This window comes from Parasphingorhabdus sp. DH2-15 (assembly GCF_051668705.1).
In the GTDB taxonomy this organism is placed as follows: domain Bacteria; phylum Pseudomonadota; class Alphaproteobacteria; order Sphingomonadales; family Sphingomonadaceae; genus Alterisphingorhabdus.
In genome coordinates this window covers 2,143,702-2,162,812 of the sequence record NZ_CP196351.1, presented here as the reverse complement: position 1 = coordinate 2,162,812, position 19,111 = coordinate 2,143,702, and the positions used below count along the sequence as shown (strand labels likewise).

The following is a 19,111-nucleotide window of genomic DNA, read 5'->3' as shown; positions in this document are numbered from 1 at the left end:
CGGTGTCACGCGCCAGTGCCCAGCCGTTCGCCGCGATACTCACCCGACAGAATATCCTGCCACCATTTTTGATTGTCCAGATACCATTTAATGGTGTTGGCCATGCCGCTTTCAAACGTTTCGGCTGGCTCCCAACCCAATGCGTTTTTCAGCTTACTGGCATCAATGGCGTAGCGGAAATCATGGCCGGGACGATCAGTAACAAAGGTGATTTGCTCGCGATAGCTTTTGCCATCTTCGCGTGGGCGCAGCCGATCGAGCGTATCACAAATGGTTTCCACCACCTGCAAATTGGTGCGTTCTGAATTGCCGCCGACCATATAGCTTTCGCCCAATGTGCCGCCTTCAACCACGGCCAACATGGCGCGCACATGGTCATCAACATACAACCAATCGCGCACATTGCTGCCATCGCCATAAACGGGCAGAGGTTCACCAGCCAGGCTTTTGATAATCACCAGCGGGATAAGTTTTTCGGGGAAGTGATAGGGACCATAATTGTTGGAGCAATTGGTGATGACAATGGGGAAGCCATAAGTGTGGAACCATGCACTGACCAGATGGTCCGACCCTGCTTTTGATGCTGAATAGGGGGAGCGTGGATCATAGGCGGTATCTTCTGTGAAAAAGCCGCTATCGCCCAATGCGCCGAACACTTCATCAGTGGAAATATGGTGGAAGCGAAATGCCTTTTGCGCCGCATCATCCAATCCGCGCCAATAGGCCAGAGCAGCATCGAGCATGGTGAATGTGCCCACCAAATTGGTCTGGATAAAGCCAGCAGGGCCATCAATAGAGCGGTCAACATGGCTTTCCGCGGCCAAATGCATGATTGTATCTGGCTGAAATGCCGCAATCGCGGCCGCCACCTTATCGCGGTCACAAATATCGATTTGGGAAAAACCATAGCGCGGATCATCACTGACCGGCGCTAGTGATGCCATATTGCCCGCATAGGTGAGCGCGTCGATAACATGCACCTGATGCGGTGTTGCGTTGATCAAATATCGCACAAGCGCCGAGCCGATAAAGCCCGCGCCGCCCGTGACCAATATTTTGCGTTTGGCTGTCATCATCTTTCCTCTGAATCTCTGTGGCCGCTTTGGGCATCCGCTAACCTAGCCAGCTCAACAAGTCACCCCGATAATGTTGTTAAACCCGCCTTAAAACGGGCTGTCAAAGCCGGATAGCAATGGCTGTGTCTCGTCCTTGCCGGACAATGTGGGCGCTATGCCGTCAAGCGGCCATGGCAAAGCAATATCCGGATCATTCCAGCGCAGACCGGCATCACAGTCAGGCGCATAATAGTCTGTACATTTGTAAATAACCTGAGTGGCGGGGACCAGCGTGACAAAGCCATGCGCGAAACCGGGCGGGATATAAAGCTGATGCCCATTATCTGCGGTCAGTTCAGCAGCGGCCCATTGGCCATAATGGGGCGAGCCTTTGCGGATATCGACAGCAACGTCCCATATCGCCCCTGCAATACAGCGCACCAGCTTACCCTGCGCATGGGGAGGGGTCTGGAAATGCAGTCCGCGCAATGTTCCGGTTTCGGCGCTGAGGGAATGGTTGTCCTGCACAAAGTGTACATCGGCCACATGTTCGCGAAACCAGTTTTCGCGGAAAGTTTCGGCAAAATAGCCGCGATCATCACCATGTTTTTTGGGTTCAATGACAATGACGTCGGGCAGGTTGGTAGGATGCGATTTCATCTTGTTCTTTTCTATGATGATTGAGGCCGCGCTGGTTTGTCTAGCACTTAAAAAGCGTTGCGGTGCACCAATACGCGGAAGGTCAGCAAAATGATTTTTATGTCATTCCACAATGACCAGTTTGCGCGATAGTCAAGATCGGCCTGTAACCTGTCTTCCAGATCGGCGCGTTTTTCGGTTGCTCCGCGAAAGCCCAGAATTTGCGCCAGCCCAGTCAGGCCAGGCTTAATGGTGTGACGGTCCCAATAGCGTTCATCAATATCCCAGAAGAGCATATTTTCGGCCCGCGAGCCAATGGCGTGAGGGCGTGGGCCCACAACGCTCATGCTGCCGGTCAGAACATTGAACAGTTGCGGCAGTTCATCAATGCTTGTTTTGCGAATAAAGGCACCGATACGGGTGATGCGGTCATCATCGCGGCCAGTTGAGCGCGCCCCGCTTGCATCGGATTTTTCTGCCCGCATGCTGCGAAACTTTAAAATATTAAACGGACGGTTGCCTAAGCCTATGCGTTTCTGTCGGAACAATATTGGGCCGGGCGATTCAAGTTTGATGGCAATGGCAACGATCAGCATTGGCAAAGCAAGCACAGGAATTGCAAATAGCGCAAAAACGATATCAAACATGCGTTTGCTGAGCCGCTCATTCCATCTCAATGACCCTCGCGAAATCATCAAGGCAATTTCCCCATCACGCCGGTTAACAGCAATTGGGGCTAGCTCTTTAAGCTCTTGGGTCACAATCTCGGCATTGATATCAAGCGTTTTCAGGACTGAAGCCCATGCCAGTCTGTTATCCAGCGTACAATGAACAATAACCCTGTCCATATCGCGCGTCAGCATCCCTAAACGCTGGATCACAACGGGATCGCTCAAATCAGGGGCCAGTTGTTGGGCAATAGCATCAACCACGGGTGCATCTTCCCGATGGTCGAGCGGGATACCGTCTGTGATACGGATCTCTGCCATCGGGTTACTGCCAAGCAGCTTTTTGGACAGTTGGGAAATGATCCACCGACCCGCAAACAGCAAAACCAGAGCCATGGATGTACCCAGGCCAAATATCAAACGCGAATATTCGGCGCTGGCCTTAAGAAAAAACATGGTGAGCAGCATGGCACTGATGGTGAACAATAATGCGGCCGTAGAACGGCTATAGCTAACCCAGAAGCTGGCCAAGACAGAAACGCCATAAGCACGCGTATTAAAAGCAATGCCCAAATATATGGGAATGCTGACCATAAGCAGGTCGACCAATTGGGAAACGCTCATAAGGCCAAGGCGGAAATACCCTGCCAATGTAAAGGCGATCACAATTGCCAGAACATCAACCACAGCCAAGCCAATAGTCAAGCGCACACGCGTGGACTTTTTGTGGCTTATCTTGGCAGTAGTATCGCTGGTTACATCTAACACGCTTGGACTATACCCTTGAGGTAGCAAAAATGCCAGTTCGCTAGCCTTGGGATCTCCCATGCTTTGCGATTGGCTGTTTATTGGGGTTTTAAGGCTCTGGTTCATGGTCTTCCGACTAATAACGTATGTAAAAGGCTGTATCGGTTACGACCTGTGCTTCGCCTATGCTATTTTTATGACAGTTTTGTGATAAACCTCACAAAAGCCCCATTTCGAAACAATTTGTGGTGAACCGTGCTTGTGAGCAGCCAAAATACATGACATATCGCCGCTATCGGCTCTTAGACTGAAATAATGCAGAGATGCGGTGGAGTTTTGACCATTTCCCATGCAATGATTCGTATGATATTGATTATGATGTCTTATCATGGTCGTATCCATGTCTTCACTGCGGGCTCATAATTATTCATGGCAGACGAAATATCATCACCATCTAGTGCTGAGCAAATGCAACAATTGGTTGCTTTGCTGCGCCCTATTATTGAGCTAGATAACGGTGCTGATCTTCCTGCCCTAACGCCGCAGATACTCGGCTTTGCCAAGAACAGACATAGGCTTGCGCCTCTATTATCATATCATTTGCGCACCATAGAAGCGTCAGCGCCGGTGATGGAAACGCAAACGCGCGACGCGCTAAAGGCCATTTACCGTCAGAACGCCGTTAAAGAAACAATTCAAAAACGTGTTTGGGATCGTATTGCGAAGCTGTTTGCTGATAATGATGTGTCATTTTGGGGGTTAAAAGGTCAAGGCCTTGCTGAGAGCATATACCCCTTTACCGGCGGGCGCGTATCCAAAGACATTGATATTCTTATCCACCAGCAGGATATTGACACCGCCATGCAATTGCTAGTGCAGGATGGTTTTACAATTGCCCAGCAGCGCATAACCAGAAGCAGCGACATCGCCCATTTCAAAAATGGTCTGTCAAAAGATGCTATATTTTATGATCCGCAATTTGGTCAACAGATCGAATTGCATCGGCGGCTGCTATATGCCGAACCAAAAGGTCTGACTGCCTTAGTGCGCAGCGAAACACCATCTGGGCAATTTGTAACGATAAGCGGTGCCGCAGGCATGTTCTATACCATCATTCATGGTGCACTCGACTATTGGTCGCGCCTGAAATGGTTAGTGGATCTCAGCCTGTTATGCCGCCATATTGACAGTGAAAGACTGGAGCGTCTTTTGCAATTGGCAGATCGTTTTTCGTGCCGAACAGCGTTGATTGCCAGCTTATATTATTGTGAGCATATCTTCGCGGGCAGTCTGCAAGCAGAGGTAAAAGCGAGGGTTGATAGTCTGGCTGCTAAGGACAAAGGCCTAAATCCCTTGATCGATAGATTTACCAACATGTTGCAAGGGCATCATGATTATAGCCAGCGCAGCCTGTGGCACAGACCTGATTTCCCGACACCTGCTTGGCATATTTTCCCGTCAACACCGATGCGCGCATGGCTTTGTGGCTATGTTCCGCTTACTTTTATTGCTCGTAAGGTTGCACCATAAATTGTCGCTAGAAAAATCGTGCAATTTTGCAAAAAGAGCCGCCAATGCTTTTGCACTTATTATTTTGCACTTATTATAATGTAAAATACTGGTAATTTTGTCCTTGCTACACTATCGGTCTGCGCGTGTGGGGGAATTATGAGCGCAATCGCAGCAATATTTGACAGATCAGGGCAAGCTATTGCCCAAGACCGGCTGCAGCGCGTCAATAATGCGCTGAAAATCTATGGCCCCAAAATATCCCATATAAAAGTGACTGAACCTTTTGGATTGAGCGCCAGTCTGGAGACTGGATTTTTCGCGCAAGACCGTTTTGAACGGCAACCACTTATCTTGGCGCGCTGGTCATTAGTGTTCTCTGGATATATTCAATATCGCGCTGAGCTTGCTAGCAATCTTGGCATTGCTAGTGAACGACTGGCCAAGATGCCGGACAGCGCTTTATTTCATGCAGCTTGGCAAAAATGGGGCGAACGGGCTGGTGAGCATGTCGAAGGCGGCTATGCAGCGATTATTGGCGATAGTGAGCAAAACAGCCTGACTGCGATACGATCAGCGCACAATGCACCGCCGCTTTATTATCACCAAACGCCAGAAAGAGTTGTTGTAGCATCCGTGCCGAAAGGGCTGTTTGCATATGGCGATGTTGACCGAAAACTGGACGAAGGCAAAATCGCTGATACGCTGGTACTAAATTTTGAGATCAATCCCGGCAGTTATTTTGTTGGCGTTAATGTTATTCGCGCCGGAACATATACGCGCTTCACACAAGGTGCAGAACATACGCAGCGGTTTTTTGATCTGCGTACCTCGCCAGATATCCGCTTTGCCAATGAGCAAGAATATGTTGAAGCAGCAAGATCATTGTTATTTGATGCGGTTGAGCAATGCTGGAATGGGAATGATGTTCCTGCGGCACATCTCAGCGCTGGTATGGACTCCTCGGCAGTGGTTGCGACTATGCTGGACGTTTTGGCAAGTTACAATGTGCCCAATCAGAAAGTCGACACTTACACCCATGTGCCAGAGCCTGGCTGGGATGGCCGTGCTTATGGGCATTTGCGCATCGGCGATGAATCGCCCGCAGTGAAAGCCTTTGCTGCCAAATATCCGCAAATTAACCCGCATTTTGTAGATTGCGCAGACGAACCACTTGGCGCCGATATGGACAAGATATTTCTGCTGGCGGAGCAACCGTCGCGTGGGATCAACAATATTCATTGGGGTTTGGAAATTGACCGTCATATCCGCGCCAGTGGCAAACGCTTGGCTCTGAGCGGACAAAGCGGGAATGCGACATTAAGTTTCAACGCCAAGGGCCTTTATGGCCAGTGGTTCCGCCAGGGGCGGTGGATCAAATTATGGCGCGAATTGGCGGCAGATAAGACGCCTGGTTTAAAGCTCGGGGGCTTGTATGCTCGCGCTATCGCACCCAATATCCCCAACGCTATTAGCCGCCACATTGCAAAATGGCGCGGTCATGCATCCCAATTGGGATGGCAGGGTTATTCTGCCATCTCTCCGGAATATGCTGAAGATATGCAGGTTGATCAGCGTGCTGAAGAAGCTGGATGGGATACTGGCTATAGCGGTTTTTCAGACCCGCATGAAATGATGTACACCATGCTTGAAAGAGGCGGCAGAGAGGAGAAGCCTGCTTTGCAGCTAGCTATTACGACCATGACCGGTGTGCGCAGTATGGACCCTATGGGTGACCCCAGAATTATGCGCTTTTGCGCCGGTATTCCGCCGGAACAATTTTTGCAGGGTGGCAATCAACGTTATCTGATTACGCGCATGATGAAAGGCCGTCTGCCGGATGATTATTTTACACCGATGCGCGGCCGCCAATCAGCGGACTGGCATTTTAAAATGACGCGCGATCTGCAGTCTTTTCGTGATAAGGTAGAGCGCATAAAGGCTAACCCCGAAATGGCGCGTCGATTTGACGTTAAGCGGCTTGAAAAAGTGCTGGACAGCTGGCCAGAGAAAACCCCTCTTTCCTATAAGGACCATCCCGATTACACGATTGCAATGCTGGGAATGGGAAGGGCAACAAATATGGCTGATTACATAAATTGGGTAGAAGGCAAAAATATATGACCGTTCCATTCACCGTATCTGCTGACATGCAATTGGGCGATCGTATTAAGCCGTTTCTGGTATCTGAAAATGCGGATGTTGAAATCCGAGCGGGCAAGGTTCCTGAGGCTTTGCCGCAAATTGGTGATGAAGAGATATTTTTTGGCACCAATTATCAGGTAAATGCTGAGAGTTTCCTATTACAGGTTCCCAATGGTGTACGGTTTCTGGTTCAGGGCGGCCATTCGATCATTTATGATCGCGATGCCGGTGTTTCTGACCGTGAAGTCGCTTTGTTCTTGTTGGGCTCTGCATGGGGGGCATTATGTTATCAGCGCGATTTGTTGCCGCTTCATGCCAGCGGTATCATTATTGGCAATGCGGTGCACGCATTTACCGGGACTTCCGGCGCGGGCAAATCAACATTATCGGCCGCATTGGCAGATCGCGGTTTTGTATTCTTTACTGATGATATTCTTATCGTTGATACCAAAAACCAAGAGGGTGCGATTACCTGTTATTCTGGGCAAAAGGACCTGAAATTATGGAAGGATGCATTGGAAATGACCAATGCCGCCAAAGGGCAGGCCGTGCGCGATGTTGAAGGGTTTGATAAGTTTTTTGCGACCCCGGTAAATAGCGGCGATGTTAGTGTTGGCCATCTTGCCAGCCTGAGCATTTTGGGCAGCAACAAAAGTGATGCAAATGCACCTAAATGCAGCATGACAACCCTCAAAGGAGGACAGTCTGTTCTGAAATTGGCAAGCGGTGTATATCGGCCAGCATTCGCGCTCGGTATATGGGGCCGCAAAAAGCTCTACACCGCGCTTGGCGACATCATACAACATGTCCATGTCCAGAATTTTGATCGTCCGTTCGTTCCTGACGCTTTTAACGAAGGTCTGGACTTTGCGGAGGCGTGGTTGAATGCGCAAGCCCCGTCAAAAACAGATTCTGCAATCGCGTCTGATAACATTGTGGTCGAAGCCTGAGCAGGTAAGTGAGCGCTATGACTTTAATGTCAGATACGGAAAATGACAAAATATTGACTGACCGCAAAGTCGCTTGGCTCGCCAGTTATCCCAAATCAGGGAATACTTGGACTCGTATTCTTTTGTCTAATTTGCTCTCCAATTCCAATAGTGAAGAGCCGTGGAGCGATAAGATTGATCTGGCTGGTTCTATTTCCAGCAGCCGTCCTCGCTTTGATAATATAACCGGATTGCCATCATCTGATCTGACAGCCGATGAAATCGATATATTGCGCCCTGAACTGTATCGCTCGCTTGCGAGAGAGAGCAAGAACCGATTGTTTATTAAGGTTCATGATTCCTATCATCTGAACATCAATAATGAACCCATCTTCCCTGCCGATATTTCTATCGGCACCATCTTGCTAATCCGCGACCCGCGTGACGTTGCAGTATCCTATAGCCATCATTCTGGACGCAAAAACTTTACGAAAACAGTCAAACATCTAAACAGATCAAACCATCATTTGTCCGGAGATAATCGCAGTCAGTTACGACAAATTACTGGCAATTGGAGCGAGCACTATACCAGATGGACGCAGCAGACTGATATTCCGGTGCTGGTCATCCGTTATGAGGACATGCTGGCAGATACTGCGGCTCAGCTACAGTCTATGGCGGCCTTTCTGGGTTTGGAACAAGCCAATGATAACGCGGCCATTCACCGGGCCGTTGACCGTGCGCGATTTGATAAATTGCAAGCCAAAGAGGCAAAAGACGGCTTTATGGAAAAGCCTGAAAAGGCGAAGCGATTTTTCCGTTCGGGCCGGTCAGGTGAGGGTAAGGAAGTATTGAGCGCAGAATTGCAAAAGTCCATTACAGACGAACATGGTGATATAATGCGTGTTTTGGGTTATGACTTTTGATATTGGCCGCGACAAATTCTGATTATTGGAAAGACGATAATGACAATTGATAATGATGCATGCTTTGTAAAAACTGAGAGTTTTGTCGAGACCGAGGTCGATGGTGAAGTGGTTTTGATGGATATTGATAATGGCCAGTTTTTCAGCCTCGAACTCACCGGGCGCCGCGTTTGGCAGATGTTGGATGAGCATGACAGCGTTAATAAGCTAGCAGCGGTTTTGACCACTGAATATGATGTCGATGCCGATGAATGTCGCGTGCAGGTGGCAGAATTGCTAACCAATTTTCAAAGCCGTAAAATGGTAAGTGTGCGTGCCGGGTAAAATCGGCAAATTATTGGCCTTGCCGGCTATGGATTATGTCCGTTTGGTCGAGGCAGCCATTATGCTGGCAATTGCCCGTTTTTTGATAAAATTTGTCGCATTTTCGCGATGGAAAAAATGGCTGGATATTGACCATATGGGGGTTGATGCGCGCCCGCCGCATATTGATGATGACAGTCTTGGCCGCGATATTGGCCGGATAGTGCGTATGGCGGCCCGGCATGTGCCATGGACTGCGGTCTGCCTGCCGCAAGCAATGGCCGCCCAATGGATGCTGAGACGCCGTAAAGACAGCTCAAAAATTGTCATTGGTGTCGACCGCAAAGCCAAAGATGTATCAGCATCGCCTGCGCAAGGTGACGATGGCCAGAGCAATTTGGATCTGCATGCCTGGCTGGTGTCTTCTGAAGGGATAATCGTCACAGGAAAGCATGAATATAAGCGGTTTCGCCCCTTTACGCGCAAAACGGCAAATAGCGCGCAACCTGTAAAGCTATGATTGCTATGTCAGACAGCATTGTTATGTCCATTATCTGCATGCGCTATGACTGAGCCCGTTGGACCAGAATTATCGGGGTGGCGCGGTCTTGCCCATAGCGTGATGGATTATGGCGGCACTCAGCTTTTACGGACGCTCGGACTTGTCGGCTTTGCGGCGCTGCTTGAAGGTTTTGGGCTGGTCTTGTTGCTGCCGATTGTTGAGCTTATTGTATCTGAAAAGCCATCGACGGACATTTCTGCGGCCATAGCTGGTTATCTCGGCGCGGTGGGTGCTACATCCTGGGTGCAGCGGATGGCAATATTGTTCGCTGGTTTCTTCATTTTGATGATATTGCGCGCAGCTATATTGTTGCGGCGTGATGTTGCGATAATGCGCATCAGCCTGGGTTTTGTTGATCATACAAGGCAGGAGCTTTTGCGGTCTTTGGTATATAGCAGTTGGCCGCAAATACAGTCATTGCGAAAATCCCATATGCTCGACAGCCTGACCGCCAATATAGCCCGTATTGGTATGGCCATGCGCTTTGCAACCCAAAGCAGTATTTCTGTGGCGATGGTCTGTGTCTTTATTGGCACCGCATTTTTTATTAGCGTGCCAGCCGGTTTATTGCTGTTGGCCACCATGGTTATTGCTTGTCTTTTGGGCGCAGTCTGGCTCGCGCGCAGCAAGATATTGGGTGAAGGGATGACCAGAGGCGGGCAGGATATCGCGCGGGAAACCGTACGCTTTCTTGACGGTCTGAAAGCCGCCAAGGCAACACAGGCCGAAGAAGATTTTCTGAAGCGCTTTGCCAGCGCGGTACGCTATACACGCAAATATGGCGTCGATTTTTCCCGCCAACAAGGGTTGATGCGCCGCAGTGTCGAGCTGTTGGGCGCAATTGTCGCGATGCTGCTCGTTGCATTGGGCTATGGTGTTTTTAACGTATCGCCGGTCGAACTGTTGCTGATTGGCGGGATTTTGATCCGCCTTATGCCAGCGCTTACCGCGGCCATTAGCGGGCTACAAGGCGTTGCCAATGCTTTGCCAGCATTTGACACTGCACAGCGGCTAAAGGCGAACGCGCAATATGGTAAAATGCGCAGCACTGCCACCCAAACTGCATTTGCGCCTGATGATATGTCCGGTTCACTGGTGATAGATGGTTTGGCTTTTCGCTATGATGGCGGAGAGAATATCTTGCGCTGCGAGCATATTGCTCTGCCAGCAACGGGGCTGGTAACAATTAGCGGTGAATCAGGGTCGGGCAAAACCAGTCTTGCCGATCTGATCGCTGGGCTGATGGTCCCGCAAAATGGCGATATAAAATTTGGTAAAGTATCGTTGAATGATAACAATCGCAGCCTTTGGCAAACGCAGATCAGCTATGCCGTGCAGGATGGGTTTTTGTTTGAAGGCAGCGTGCGAGAGAATATTCTTTGGCCTGATCGATCAGATGATGATGCGCTTATCTGGGATGCACTGGAACAAGCCTGTGTTGCCGATATTGTTCGCGCTTTGCCAGCAGGGTTGGATGAAAGTCTACGCAGTGCGGGGAGCCGTATTTCCGGTGGTGAGCGCCAGAGAATAGCGCTGGCCCGAGCATTTTTGCGACCAGCGAAGATTCTCATTCTGGATGAAAGCCTGTCAGCGCTTGACCGTCAGACATCAGCGCGGTTGATGGCCAATTTGCAAACCAGAGCGCAGGGGCAGCTGATATTGCTGATTAGCCATGCCGAGGCACATGCGGACCATTCGAACTGTCATATTACTGTGACTGATGGCAGGGCCAATCTGGTGAAAGATGAAGGCGTAAAGCGCGGTAAATTATAGCTGTTGCACAGCATTGCCATTGTGATTAACCTCTACGCCATAAGCCATTGGATGACACCCATGGCAGGCAAAAGGGGGAGTTTTGTCATTATCGTCAATCGAAAATTGGCGGCATTCCCCAAAATTAAGGGGGAATAGCCGTGCTACAAAAATTACTCTATGGCGTTATCACTGCCGCAATGCTCTGCACGCCAGCAGTGGCCAGTGCTCAGGCGAGCAGTGCGGACAATCTCAAGCAGAAAAAGATTGTAAAGGCTCTGGATGCAAAAAGCATCGAACCTGTATTGAAGACCATTACAGGCAATCATCTGCTTCTGGTCGATGCGAACGGCAACCATTATATATCTGCCACCGCAACAAATGGTTTGAAGTTTGAGATATTCTTTCACGGTTGTGACAATGCCGCTGCTGTAGAGATTGAAGATATGAAATGCCGCGGTATGAACCTGATATCGATTTGGGAATCGGGCAATGCTCCAGAGAAAGTGGCAGCATCCATACCTAGCTTTTTGCGGGAAAACCCGATTGTGAACGCTGGAAGCCTGGAAGATGGTAGCTTTTACGTTACCCGCTATGTTATAGCCGATTATGGAACAGCGCAGGGCAATCTTCTTTCCGAAATGGCAAACTTTGTTCGCATAGCGTCGAATTTCGCCAATACCATGAATAAGGTCACTGCTAACTAATCTCCCTATCAGATCGTCATTTTAACGCTCAGATGCTGAAAGCCCCTCTAAAAGGCGGCTGTACATGTATCTAGCTGTATACAAAATTAAAGTGATGTATCGATAAACTAGGTCGCTTTTGAGACAATAGGGAGAAAGTCAAAATGAAAGCTATGAAATTATTGGTGGCAGCGGGCGCAGCTGCACTGAGTATGTCGACATTCGCATCGCCGGCACAGGCGCAAGCGGAGCCTTTATTAGGGCAAATGATGTATTTCGGTGGCAATTTTTGTCCACGCGGATGGGCGCAAGCCAATGGCGGGCTGGTTGCTATTAATTCTAATCCGGCTTTATTCTCTCTATTGGGCACTATGTATGGTGGTGATGGCCGCATGACCTTTGGGTTACCCGATTTGCAGGGGCGTGCACCGATAGGCCTTGGCCAAGGGCAGGGTTTGCCGCGTTATGTGCAGGGTCAAAAAGGCGGCAGCACGTCTTTTAATATCACTCTTTCGCAGATGCCTTCACACACACATACAGGCACAATCGCAGCCAGCCCGACAGCAGGCGACACCAATCAACCGGTTCGCAACAGCTTTGCCGCGGCGCCTGCTGGCAGCAATATCTATCTCGATGGTGATCCGGCAGTGAACAATATGCACCCCAATATTTTGCGGATTAACGCAACCGGCAGTGGTCAGCCTGTCAACAAAGTATCGCCATTTCTGGTGGCGCAATGGTGCATTGCGACCGTTGGTGTTTTCCCTTCACGCAGTTGATCAGCCTGATGAATATCAGGTGTGAAAAATATTGTATGAAAGGAAAAGATGATGAGAAAGTTTAAAATATTGGCTGCTGCTCTTGCAGTGGCCGCTATGGGGAGTGCTGGTTCATCACCCGCTTACGCCCAGCAAGGTACACAATTTATCGGCCAGATATCGGCCTTTGGCGGGAGCTATTGCCCACGTGAATGGGCGGAGGCCAATGGCGCACTTTTGCCCATATCTTCAAATCAGGCGCTGTTTGCTATTTTGGGGACACAATTTGGTGGTAATGGCCGAACAACATTGGGCCTGCCTGATCTGCAAGGCCGACGGCCCATTGGCGCGGGGAATGCTCCTGGATTGGGCGATTTCAGAGTGGGACAAAGGGGCGGACAGGTTGAGTTTGTGCTTAACGCTGTTCATCTTCCATCGCACACACACACACAGGTGTGGTAGCCGCTAGCCCTGCTGCTGGTGATACCAATCAGCCGGTGCGCAACAGTTTTGCGGTATCCCCGGCGGGCACGAATAATTTTGTTGGTGGGGATCCTGCGGTCAACAATATGCATCCTGACATATTGCGTATCAACTCGGCCGGAAGCAATGTTGCGATTAATAAGGTATCGCCGTTTACAGCAGTGCGTTGGTGCGTTGCACTGTTCGGAATATTCCCGTCGCGTAGCTGATTATAATGATCCGTAAAATGCTATATGCCGCTAATTTTACGTATATTTACATTTGTGCCTACAAAGTCCTATGAAAGTCATAGGGTATCGGCATTGAAGGCGGCCATTCTTTGAGGAGTTAATCATGGACAAGAATATGCAAGATCAAAATTGTGTGAAACAATCTTGGACAAAACCTGAATTGGTAGAGTTGCAAGAAGGTTGTGGATCAATTGAAGCTGGCTTTGCGCCAGGTACTGATGGCGACGGTGGTATATCGACATCGCAAAGCTGATTTGGTAACTCATATCTTGATTACAGAAAGGGCGCCGCAAGATATTGCGGGCGCCCTTTCTTTATGCCGCATCATTCATGATGGTTTGAGTTAGCCAATAGCTATAGGCGACTGCACTTTTATATCATTTAAGGGCTGTGCAGACGATAAAGCCGTCTTGTACCAGTTTGCGGATAAGCGCCTCACTCTCTTTCTCGTCCAATGGATTAGGCGCGCCATCAGCAAAGGCCGACCAGTTGGACAAGAACCAATAATCCCTAGGCGTCAATTTATTGATCCGTGTTTGATAATCGCGCCTCAGCAAGGCGACATGGCTGGGCAGAACAGGTGGCAGTCCGGGGTGTTTATCCATCTTGACGGCATGATAATAATCAGCCACCGGAAATTGGGACGCGAATATTATAAGATCAGGGTGCAATTGCCATTGCTCGAACAGGTTAGGCGTTATGCCCGTAAACTCAGTGTTTGTGGCGATGTTCGGCGCGCTATGCGCATCAAACATCGCAAAGATAGTGCGCTCAAAACGTGCCAATTCTACAATGAAATCTATCCAGACTTCGCGCTCATCACTGGGTTTGTGCGCATCGGGCCGCTCTTGCTCCAAATGCATGGGGAAGCGGTCGCCCAGATCATAAAGTGTATAGCTTTCAGACGGGCACGCCATCAGATAATCCATCGCAAAGTCATGAAAAAGCGCTTCACCCAAAGCGTGGGTAAGGGCAGGATATTGTTCGGTCAAGCAGGTTGCCAAACGCCGCCTATAGCTGGATTGATAGATTGCAAGCCTGTCCTGTACGCTGCCATGAGGTGGGGCATTAATGGCGCTATCAATGGCTTGGTCATCATGTGATGAGGAGATGACCATCTGCTGAAACCAGCGTTGAAAACTGTCTAGGCTTTGCTGGTTTATCAGGTCTTTATCATCCATCAGCTATCGATCAGAACAGCATCGTCCATGGCCGGTGCAACCATGAAATCAACGGGTGTGGAAAGTGGCAATTGCGCCTTATGCTGTTCTGGCTCGGTCATAGGCATGGGCTGTTCGGTAATATTGCTGATATAGCGCCGCGCCTTCATCACCTCATCTTTGCAAATATTAAAAATGGGGATGTTACTGTCCCATTCCAGCAGTACTGAACTGCCCCCTGTGCGTTGCCAGGCACGGGCAAAAAGCGCCCAGACTTCCTGCCTAACAATGCCGTCATGTGTGTCGATGATATGGTCACCGCAATCCTGATGCCCGGCCAGATGCATTTGCACGACATTCTCACAAGGAAAGGCGTCAATATAGGCGGCAGGATCGGTTCCAGCGTTGTAACAGCTGACAAACACATTATTGACATCGAGCAGAAAGCCGCAGCCGGTTGCCGCCGCCAGTTGCGAAAAAAACTCTGTTTCTTCCAGCGTTGATTGGCGGAATGTCAAATAGGTGCTGGGGTTTTCCAATATCAGCGGCCGCTCTAATATGTCCTGCACTGTGCGAACACGCTCAATAACATGGTTTAGTGTTTCATCTGTAAGCGGCAATGGCAACAGGTCATGGGTGTTCAGCCCCAATATTCCTGTCCAGCAAAGGTGGTCGCTAATCCATGGTGTGTCGATAGCATCAGCCAGTTTTTTGAGCTTGGTGAGGTAATGCCGGTTTAGCGGATCAGTGCTGCCAATCGACATGGATACGCCATGCAAAACGACAGGATAATGCTCGGCTATCTGGCCCAATATATAACGCGGGCGACCGCCTGAATCCATGAAGTTTTCGCTAATAGCCTCAAACCAGTCCAGTCTTGGCCAATGCTCCAAAATATGCTCAAAATGCACATTACGCAGCCCAAGACCCAAACCCAAATTGGGCAATGAGGATCTGTGCGCATTCGCCTTTGCAAGGGTCATGGGAGCTATGGAATGGACCATGATGTGATACCAATATGTCTGCTTAAACAATAAGGGCGCGATGCGGCCAAATGGGACCGGAAACGCACATCACGCCCTGAAAGGTTCAAGGGTGTATATTCAAGCGCAGCCGCCTGCTCCGCTTGTGCCACTTGAACCGCAAGCGGTCATGTTGCCGCGATCATTATTATCATCCGATATCCAGAGATAGGATGGCCCGCGCCCTTGAAACTCCTCTGGCGGCGGGCCCAACGTGTCAGGCAATGTGCATTTCGCATCAAGGCCGCCCATTTCCTGCTTATTCAGCAATTCGCCGCGCGTTTGCGGCCATATCTCTTCTTCGAAGACCTTTCGCGCACGTGCCCACACGCTTTTGCCCTGATTAGGACCATTGGTGCTGAAGCGTTCTGCATTGATGGGAACAGCGCAAGAGCCGAGCGAGCGACAATCATTATGCCCTGGATTGCTCAATTCTTCGGCGGTGCCATATAACCCGCAGCCACCCTGATTTTTGCAATCATTCTGCACATGGCAGAAATGCGCTGGCGCAGTTGCGCAATACCCCTGACCGGCACAATCATTTTGCACCATTTGGCCCGTTACAGGGTCTTTATGGCCCTCTTTGCCATAACGGTCAGCGGCCTTGCAGCTGTTCAAACCCATACAGGCATGCAATGGCACACCCTCAGGCTGTGTTCCAATGGTCTGGGAAAAGGCCGGGGCATCCGCATAAGGATAGGGGGTTGGTACGGGTGTTCCGGGGCCTGTTTCGGGTTGCTGTTTAAGATTTGGCAGCGACTTTGCTGCGGTTTTTGCTGTATCGCTCATATATCCCTCCTCTGTGCGATCTTATCCGTTAGACACTGGCGTATCGCCGTTCCAAAAATCTTTGACATCGGGCAATGGCATGAACTTGGTCGTTCCGTCCGTCACGCCAAAGGTCTGATCGACATAATAGGTAACATTGCTGGCGAGGCTGCCATATTTTGTCTTATCTGCTGCTGCCAGAGCATTGGCAGCGGCTATTGCTTCCGTTCCCAAATCGCGCAGAGTGGCGAAACTGGCTTCTCTTGTGCCAAGGTCGAGATTCTCAAATGTGCATGCAAAGGACTTGCCAGCAAATTTGCCTGACGGAATGCTGACTTTCCTCATTCCCTGAATATATTTGTCCAACACCCAGATCATCGACCGGTGCATACCTTCATTGAAGAACAGTTTTTGCTCCTCTGGCGGCACCAAGAACAATGTCTCGGTCAGGACCAGCATATATTGGAAGACACCATTGCAGAAATTGGAGATTGGCTGGAATTCTGTTGGATAATCCGCGGTCATGGGATTGTCTGGATAATCAAATACCACCTTGTCAGCGGCCAAACCTGCTTCGGTCATGGTCGGTGTTACCGGCGCTGGCGGAGCGGGATTGGCGGGCAATTGCTCCACATAATGCTCAAACCGGTCAAATTGCGCCTGAATGGTCAGGAATTTATAATAATGCGACAGTTCTGATTTGCTCTGATCGTCATATTCTTGCGTAGGCAATCCGGGTTGGGAATAGCCTTCGCCCTGATCGCAAACCGTATCAATTGCAAAATAGGCATCTTGCTTACTGCCAATAGTAATTAATTCAGCCGGCCCTGCATGGCTATCCGCTGCATTGGAATAGACAGCCGCATCCGATGCACTCGGCAGGGGATCGCTACCGGGCGGTGGATTGGGGATGGCAGGGTTGGGTGCGGCTTTCCACGGGTCAAACTTGCCCGAAGGGTGAACCGTATCCGTATTATTGGGTGAGTAGTTAAACCCTTGTATCTGATGCGGTTGAGGCCCCTGTGTGAAGTCAGCATCTGTCAAATGGGCACAGGCTATCAAACAGCGTATATAAGAATAGACCTGGCCGATTGAGTCCCAATCGCTGTCTTGCGGCGTTGCATCGGGGGCTTCCGGATATTCAATCTGCAGGAAATGCCACAATTGCTCATAGGTCAGCTTGGCAAGCGGTATACGGACATCGGTGCCGCCATTCGGACCCTTTGGCCCTTGCGGATTGTGGAATGGCAATGGCGCCGGATAGGATTGCGGTGCGCGCAGATAAAGTTGCGGCATTTGCCCCAGCGAGTACAATATATTCGACGATAGGGACATGTGCAGCATCTCTTCTACCGCCACACTCATCACCGCACCGCCGGCTTTGTTGGCGAAGATATCTGTCTCGCGCATATGCGCGCCGCTAAAGCGTGTCCTGTCGATAGAATAATATGTGTAAAGATAGATCGGGATGGTCGCGAGCTCGATTTCCACCGCGACTTGCAGCAGCTCTTTCAGCTTCGCTAGCGCTGTATCATGCGTCAATTGCGCATTCATTTGTTCAATCAGTTTTAGCTCAGCAGTGGTAAACTGGGTAATAGGATCACTTATCATATCTGTTATCCCCTCAAATAACGTCTAATTCCTACAATCAAATATTGCTTCTACGTGATAATAATCACCTTATCAACAATAAATAACAAAATAAAAAGCATTATATTGTGCATTTTTTCGGTGTATCAATATGTAACTTTCTATTAGTTAATTAAACAATAATAAAAATATGAAAAAATTGGTCGCGCTTAATTTTAGGAGGCATTTATGCAAGTAATACCTGATAGTTATACGCGATTAAGCGGCACGGCGAGTGACGTTAGAGAAAATTTGGGTCCGTTGGCCGATTTGGCGGGCAAATGGGTTGGGTCGAAAGGCTGGAATCTCGTCGCTTTACCTTCAAAGGGTTCAACGCCGAGCGATGAAGGCGATTTCAAGCTCTTGTTGCAGCCTTATACTGAGACGATTGTCTTTACCCCCATTGGTGGAGCTGTGCGCAACCGTGGCGGGGATGTTGATCAATTTGTTACTGGTTTGATGTATGAACTGACCGTCAGCGATACGGAAACGAACGAAACCCTGCACGTGGAAAACGGCATGTGGCTCTATCTTGATAATGTTTTTAACAATGATGGGACAGCCGGTCCAAAACCGCCATTTTCACTCGCGCGCTCGGCCACTATCCCGCATGGCGACAGTGCGATGATCTTGGGCAATGCGTCAGAAACAAATGGTCCGCCATCCTTCCCCATACAATCCGCGCTGCCACCTGATACTGGGCCCAATACGCCTTTGGGATATACGGACGTGTATTCCATAGTTTCGCAAGGTACGCCTTTCGTCTCTGCCGATGTGAACAAAACGCTGGAGGCAGATATTGCTGGTCAGGATATTGTGCACACAACGACCTTTGTGATGGATTCCAAAAATAGTGGTGGGATAACAAATATTCCCTTTATCGTAGACCGCGCCGATACGCCGCGTTTTGAGACTATTTTCTGGATCGAGACGGTTAAAGAGGCGGATGGAAGCACATTTCTGCAACTGCAATATACGCAGATTAGTGACATCATCTTTCACAAAAAATTTGGCAAAGACGGGCTGATTACCTGGCCGCATGTCAATGTGAACACGCTCAAAAAAGTATAACCTATACCCCCCCCGAGCACGGGCGCTATCATGATCGCCCGTGTTCACCCCATTATTTGGTTTGAACAT

The 19,111-nt window shown here is 49.6% G+C and carries 19 protein-coding genes; 12 read left to right on the top strand and 7 right to left on the bottom strand.

Features of this window, described 5'->3' with window-relative positions:
• Nucleotides 1-5 precede the first annotated feature (5 nt).
• The 3 genes from rfbB to ACR9YC_RS10110 all read right to left on the bottom strand — a co-directional run bounded on the left by rfbB (nt 6) and on the right by ACR9YC_RS10110 (nt 3,130).
• Nucleotides 6-1,073: a dTDP-glucose 4,6-dehydratase gene (gene rfbB / locus ACR9YC_RS10120; protein WP_438731745.1), complete on the bottom strand. Its 1,068-nt coding sequence runs from the start codon at nt 1,071-1,073 to the stop codon at nt 6-8.
• Nucleotides 1,074-1,163: 90 nt separating this feature from the next.
• Nucleotides 1,164-1,715 (bottom strand): dTDP-4-dehydrorhamnose 3,5-epimerase, encoded by a 552-nt coding sequence (gene rfbC, locus ACR9YC_RS10115; protein ID WP_438727157.1) that lies wholly within the window; start codon nt 1,713-1,715, stop codon nt 1,164-1,166.
• A 47-nt stretch (nt 1,716-1,762) separates the two neighbouring features.
• A complete protein-coding gene (locus ACR9YC_RS10110) occupies nt 1,763-3,130 on the bottom strand; it encodes an exopolysaccharide biosynthesis polyprenyl glycosylphosphotransferase (protein WP_438727154.1) in 1,368 nt (455 codons plus the stop codon).
• A gap of 408 nt (nt 3,131-3,538) precedes the next feature.
• Between ACR9YC_RS10110 and ACR9YC_RS10105 the strand changes: the two genes are divergently transcribed.
• The 11 genes from ACR9YC_RS10105 (at nt 3,539) to ACR9YC_RS10055 (ending at nt 13,645) form a co-directional block, all read left to right on the top strand.
• Nucleotides 3,539-4,639, top strand: coding sequence for a nucleotidyltransferase family protein (locus ACR9YC_RS10105; protein ID WP_438727150.1), 1,101 nt, complete (start codon nt 3,539-3,541; stop codon nt 4,637-4,639).
• 138 nt (nt 4,640-4,777) lie between these two features.
• Nucleotides 4,778-6,742 (top strand): asparagine synthase-related protein, encoded by a 1,965-nt coding sequence (locus ACR9YC_RS10100; protein WP_438727147.1) that lies wholly within the window; start codon nt 4,778-4,780, stop codon nt 6,740-6,742.
• Nucleotides 6,739-7,713 (top strand): hypothetical protein, encoded by a 975-nt coding sequence (locus ACR9YC_RS10095; protein ID WP_438727144.1) that lies wholly within the window; start codon nt 6,739-6,741, stop codon nt 7,711-7,713. Before ACR9YC_RS10100 ends, ACR9YC_RS10095 begins: the two co-directional genes overlap by 4 nt.
• A 17-nt stretch (nt 7,714-7,730) precedes the next feature.
• Nucleotides 7,731-8,618: a sulfotransferase domain-containing protein gene (locus tag ACR9YC_RS10090; RefSeq protein WP_438727141.1), complete on the top strand. Its 888-nt coding sequence runs from the start codon at nt 7,731-7,733 to the stop codon at nt 8,616-8,618.
• Between the two features lie 39 nt (nt 8,619-8,657).
• Nucleotides 8,658-8,942 carry a PqqD family protein gene (locus ACR9YC_RS10085; protein ID WP_438727138.1) on the top strand — a complete coding sequence of 95 codons (285 nt, stop codon included), beginning with the start codon at nt 8,658-8,660 and terminating at the stop codon, nt 8,940-8,942.
• Nucleotides 8,932-9,441 (top strand): lasso peptide biosynthesis B2 protein, encoded by a 510-nt coding sequence (locus tag ACR9YC_RS10080; RefSeq protein ID WP_438727135.1) that lies wholly within the window; start codon nt 8,932-8,934, stop codon nt 9,439-9,441. Before ACR9YC_RS10085 ends, ACR9YC_RS10080 begins: the two co-directional genes overlap by 11 nt.
• 45 nt (nt 9,442-9,486) lie before the next feature.
• The gene (locus ACR9YC_RS10075; RefSeq protein WP_438727132.1) at nt 9,487-11,256 is read left to right on the top strand and encodes an ATP-binding cassette domain-containing protein; all 1,770 of its coding nucleotides are present in this window, start codon (nt 9,487-9,489) and stop codon (nt 11,254-11,256) included.
• Between the two features lie 140 nt (nt 11,257-11,396).
• A complete protein-coding gene (locus tag ACR9YC_RS10070) occupies nt 11,397-11,942 on the top strand; it encodes a hypothetical protein (RefSeq protein ID WP_438727128.1) in 546 nt (181 codons plus the stop codon).
• 143 nt (nt 11,943-12,085) lie between these two features.
• Complete coding sequence (locus ACR9YC_RS10065; RefSeq protein WP_438727125.1) at nt 12,086-12,700, top strand: phage tail protein; 615 nt, start codon at nt 12,086-12,088, stop codon at nt 12,698-12,700.
• A 48-nt stretch (nt 12,701-12,748) separates the two neighbouring features.
• On the top strand, nt 12,749-13,141 hold the full coding sequence (locus tag ACR9YC_RS10060) for a phage tail protein (protein WP_438727123.1): 393 nt from the start codon (nt 12,749-12,751) through the stop codon (nt 13,139-13,141).
• A 354-nt stretch (nt 13,142-13,495) separates the two neighbouring features.
• Nucleotides 13,496-13,645 (top strand): hypothetical protein, encoded by a 150-nt coding sequence (locus ACR9YC_RS10055; RefSeq protein WP_438727120.1) that lies wholly within the window; start codon nt 13,496-13,498, stop codon nt 13,643-13,645.
• Nucleotides 13,646-13,769: 124 nt separating this feature from the next.
• On the opposite strand, the gene ACR9YC_RS10050 is transcribed toward ACR9YC_RS10055, so the two are convergent.
• The 4 genes from ACR9YC_RS10050 to ACR9YC_RS10035 all read right to left on the bottom strand — a co-directional run bounded on the left by ACR9YC_RS10050 (nt 13,770) and on the right by ACR9YC_RS10035 (nt 17,953).
• Nucleotides 13,770-14,573 carry an HvfC/BufC family peptide modification chaperone gene (locus ACR9YC_RS10050; RefSeq protein ID WP_438727118.1) on the bottom strand — a complete coding sequence of 268 codons (804 nt, stop codon included), beginning with the start codon at nt 14,571-14,573 and terminating at the stop codon, nt 13,770-13,772.
• On the bottom strand, nt 14,573-15,535 hold the full coding sequence (bufB, locus tag ACR9YC_RS10045; RefSeq protein ID WP_438727115.1) for an MNIO family bufferin maturase: 963 nt from the start codon (nt 15,533-15,535) through the stop codon (nt 14,573-14,575). The genes ACR9YC_RS10050 and bufB overlap by 1 nt, the downstream gene beginning before the upstream one ends.
• Nucleotides 15,536-15,655: 120 nt before the next feature.
• A complete protein-coding gene (locus tag ACR9YC_RS10040) occupies nt 15,656-16,363 on the bottom strand; it encodes a hypothetical protein (protein ID WP_438727112.1) in 708 nt (235 codons plus the stop codon).
• Nucleotides 16,364-16,384: 21 nt separating this feature from the next.
• A complete protein-coding gene (locus ACR9YC_RS10035) occupies nt 16,385-17,953 on the bottom strand; it encodes a ferritin-like domain-containing protein (protein WP_438727109.1) in 1,569 nt (522 codons plus the stop codon).
• 207 nt (nt 17,954-18,160) lie between these two features.
• On the opposite strand from ACR9YC_RS10035, the gene ACR9YC_RS10030 reads away from it, so the two are divergent.
• Nucleotides 18,161-19,042 (top strand): heme-binding protein, encoded by an 882-nt coding sequence (locus tag ACR9YC_RS10030; RefSeq protein WP_438727106.1) that lies wholly within the window; start codon nt 18,161-18,163, stop codon nt 19,040-19,042.
• The last annotated feature ends 69 nt before the right edge of the window (nt 19,043-19,111 follow it).

What these genes read in the sequence shown, in the direction of transcription:
- ACR9YC_RS10075 (WP_438727132.1), top strand. Translation starts at nt 9,487, where the DNA reads ATGACTGAGCCCGTTGGACCAGAATTATCGGGGTGGCGCGGTCTTGCC.
- ACR9YC_RS10105 (WP_438727150.1), top strand. Translation starts at nt 3,539, where the DNA reads ATGGCAGACGAAATATCATCACCATCTAGTGCTGAGCAAATGCAACAA.
- ACR9YC_RS10035 (WP_438727109.1), bottom strand. Translation starts at nt 17,953, where the DNA reads ATGATAAGTGATCCTATTACCCAGTTTACCACTGCTGAGCTAAAACTG.
- ACR9YC_RS10040 (WP_438727112.1), bottom strand. Translation starts at nt 16,363, where the DNA reads ATGAGCGATACAGCAAAAACCGCAGCAAAGTCGCTGCCAAATCTTAAA.
- ACR9YC_RS10090 (WP_438727141.1), top strand. Translation starts at nt 7,731, where the DNA reads ATGACTTTAATGTCAGATACGGAAAATGACAAAATATTGACTGACCGC.
- ACR9YC_RS10085 (WP_438727138.1), top strand. Translation starts at nt 8,658, where the DNA reads ATGACAATTGATAATGATGCATGCTTTGTAAAAACTGAGAGTTTTGTC.
- rfbC (WP_438727157.1), bottom strand. Translation starts at nt 1,715, where the DNA reads ATGAAATCGCATCCTACCAACCTGCCCGACGTCATTGTCATTGAACCC.
- ACR9YC_RS10055 (WP_438727120.1), top strand. Translation starts at nt 13,496, where the DNA reads ATGGACAAGAATATGCAAGATCAAAATTGTGTGAAACAATCTTGGACA.
- ACR9YC_RS10060 (WP_438727123.1), top strand. Translation starts at nt 12,749, where the DNA reads ATGATGAGAAAGTTTAAAATATTGGCTGCTGCTCTTGCAGTGGCCGCT.
- bufB (WP_438727115.1), bottom strand. Translation starts at nt 15,535, where the DNA reads ATGACCCTTGCAAAGGCGAATGCGCACAGATCCTCATTGCCCAATTTG.
- ACR9YC_RS10100 (WP_438727147.1), top strand. Translation starts at nt 4,778, where the DNA reads ATGAGCGCAATCGCAGCAATATTTGACAGATCAGGGCAAGCTATTGCC.
- ACR9YC_RS10030 (WP_438727106.1), top strand. Translation starts at nt 18,161, where the DNA reads ATGCAAGTAATACCTGATAGTTATACGCGATTAAGCGGCACGGCGAGT.
- ACR9YC_RS10050 (WP_438727118.1), bottom strand. Translation starts at nt 14,573, where the DNA reads ATGGATGATAAAGACCTGATAAACCAGCAAAGCCTAGACAGTTTTCAA.
- ACR9YC_RS10095 (WP_438727144.1), top strand. Translation starts at nt 6,739, where the DNA reads ATGACCGTTCCATTCACCGTATCTGCTGACATGCAATTGGGCGATCGT.
- ACR9YC_RS10065 (WP_438727125.1), top strand. Translation starts at nt 12,086, where the DNA reads ATGAAAGCTATGAAATTATTGGTGGCAGCGGGCGCAGCTGCACTGAGT.
- rfbB (WP_438731745.1), bottom strand. Translation starts at nt 1,073, where the DNA reads ATGACAGCCAAACGCAAAATATTGGTCACGGGCGGCGCGGGCTTTATC.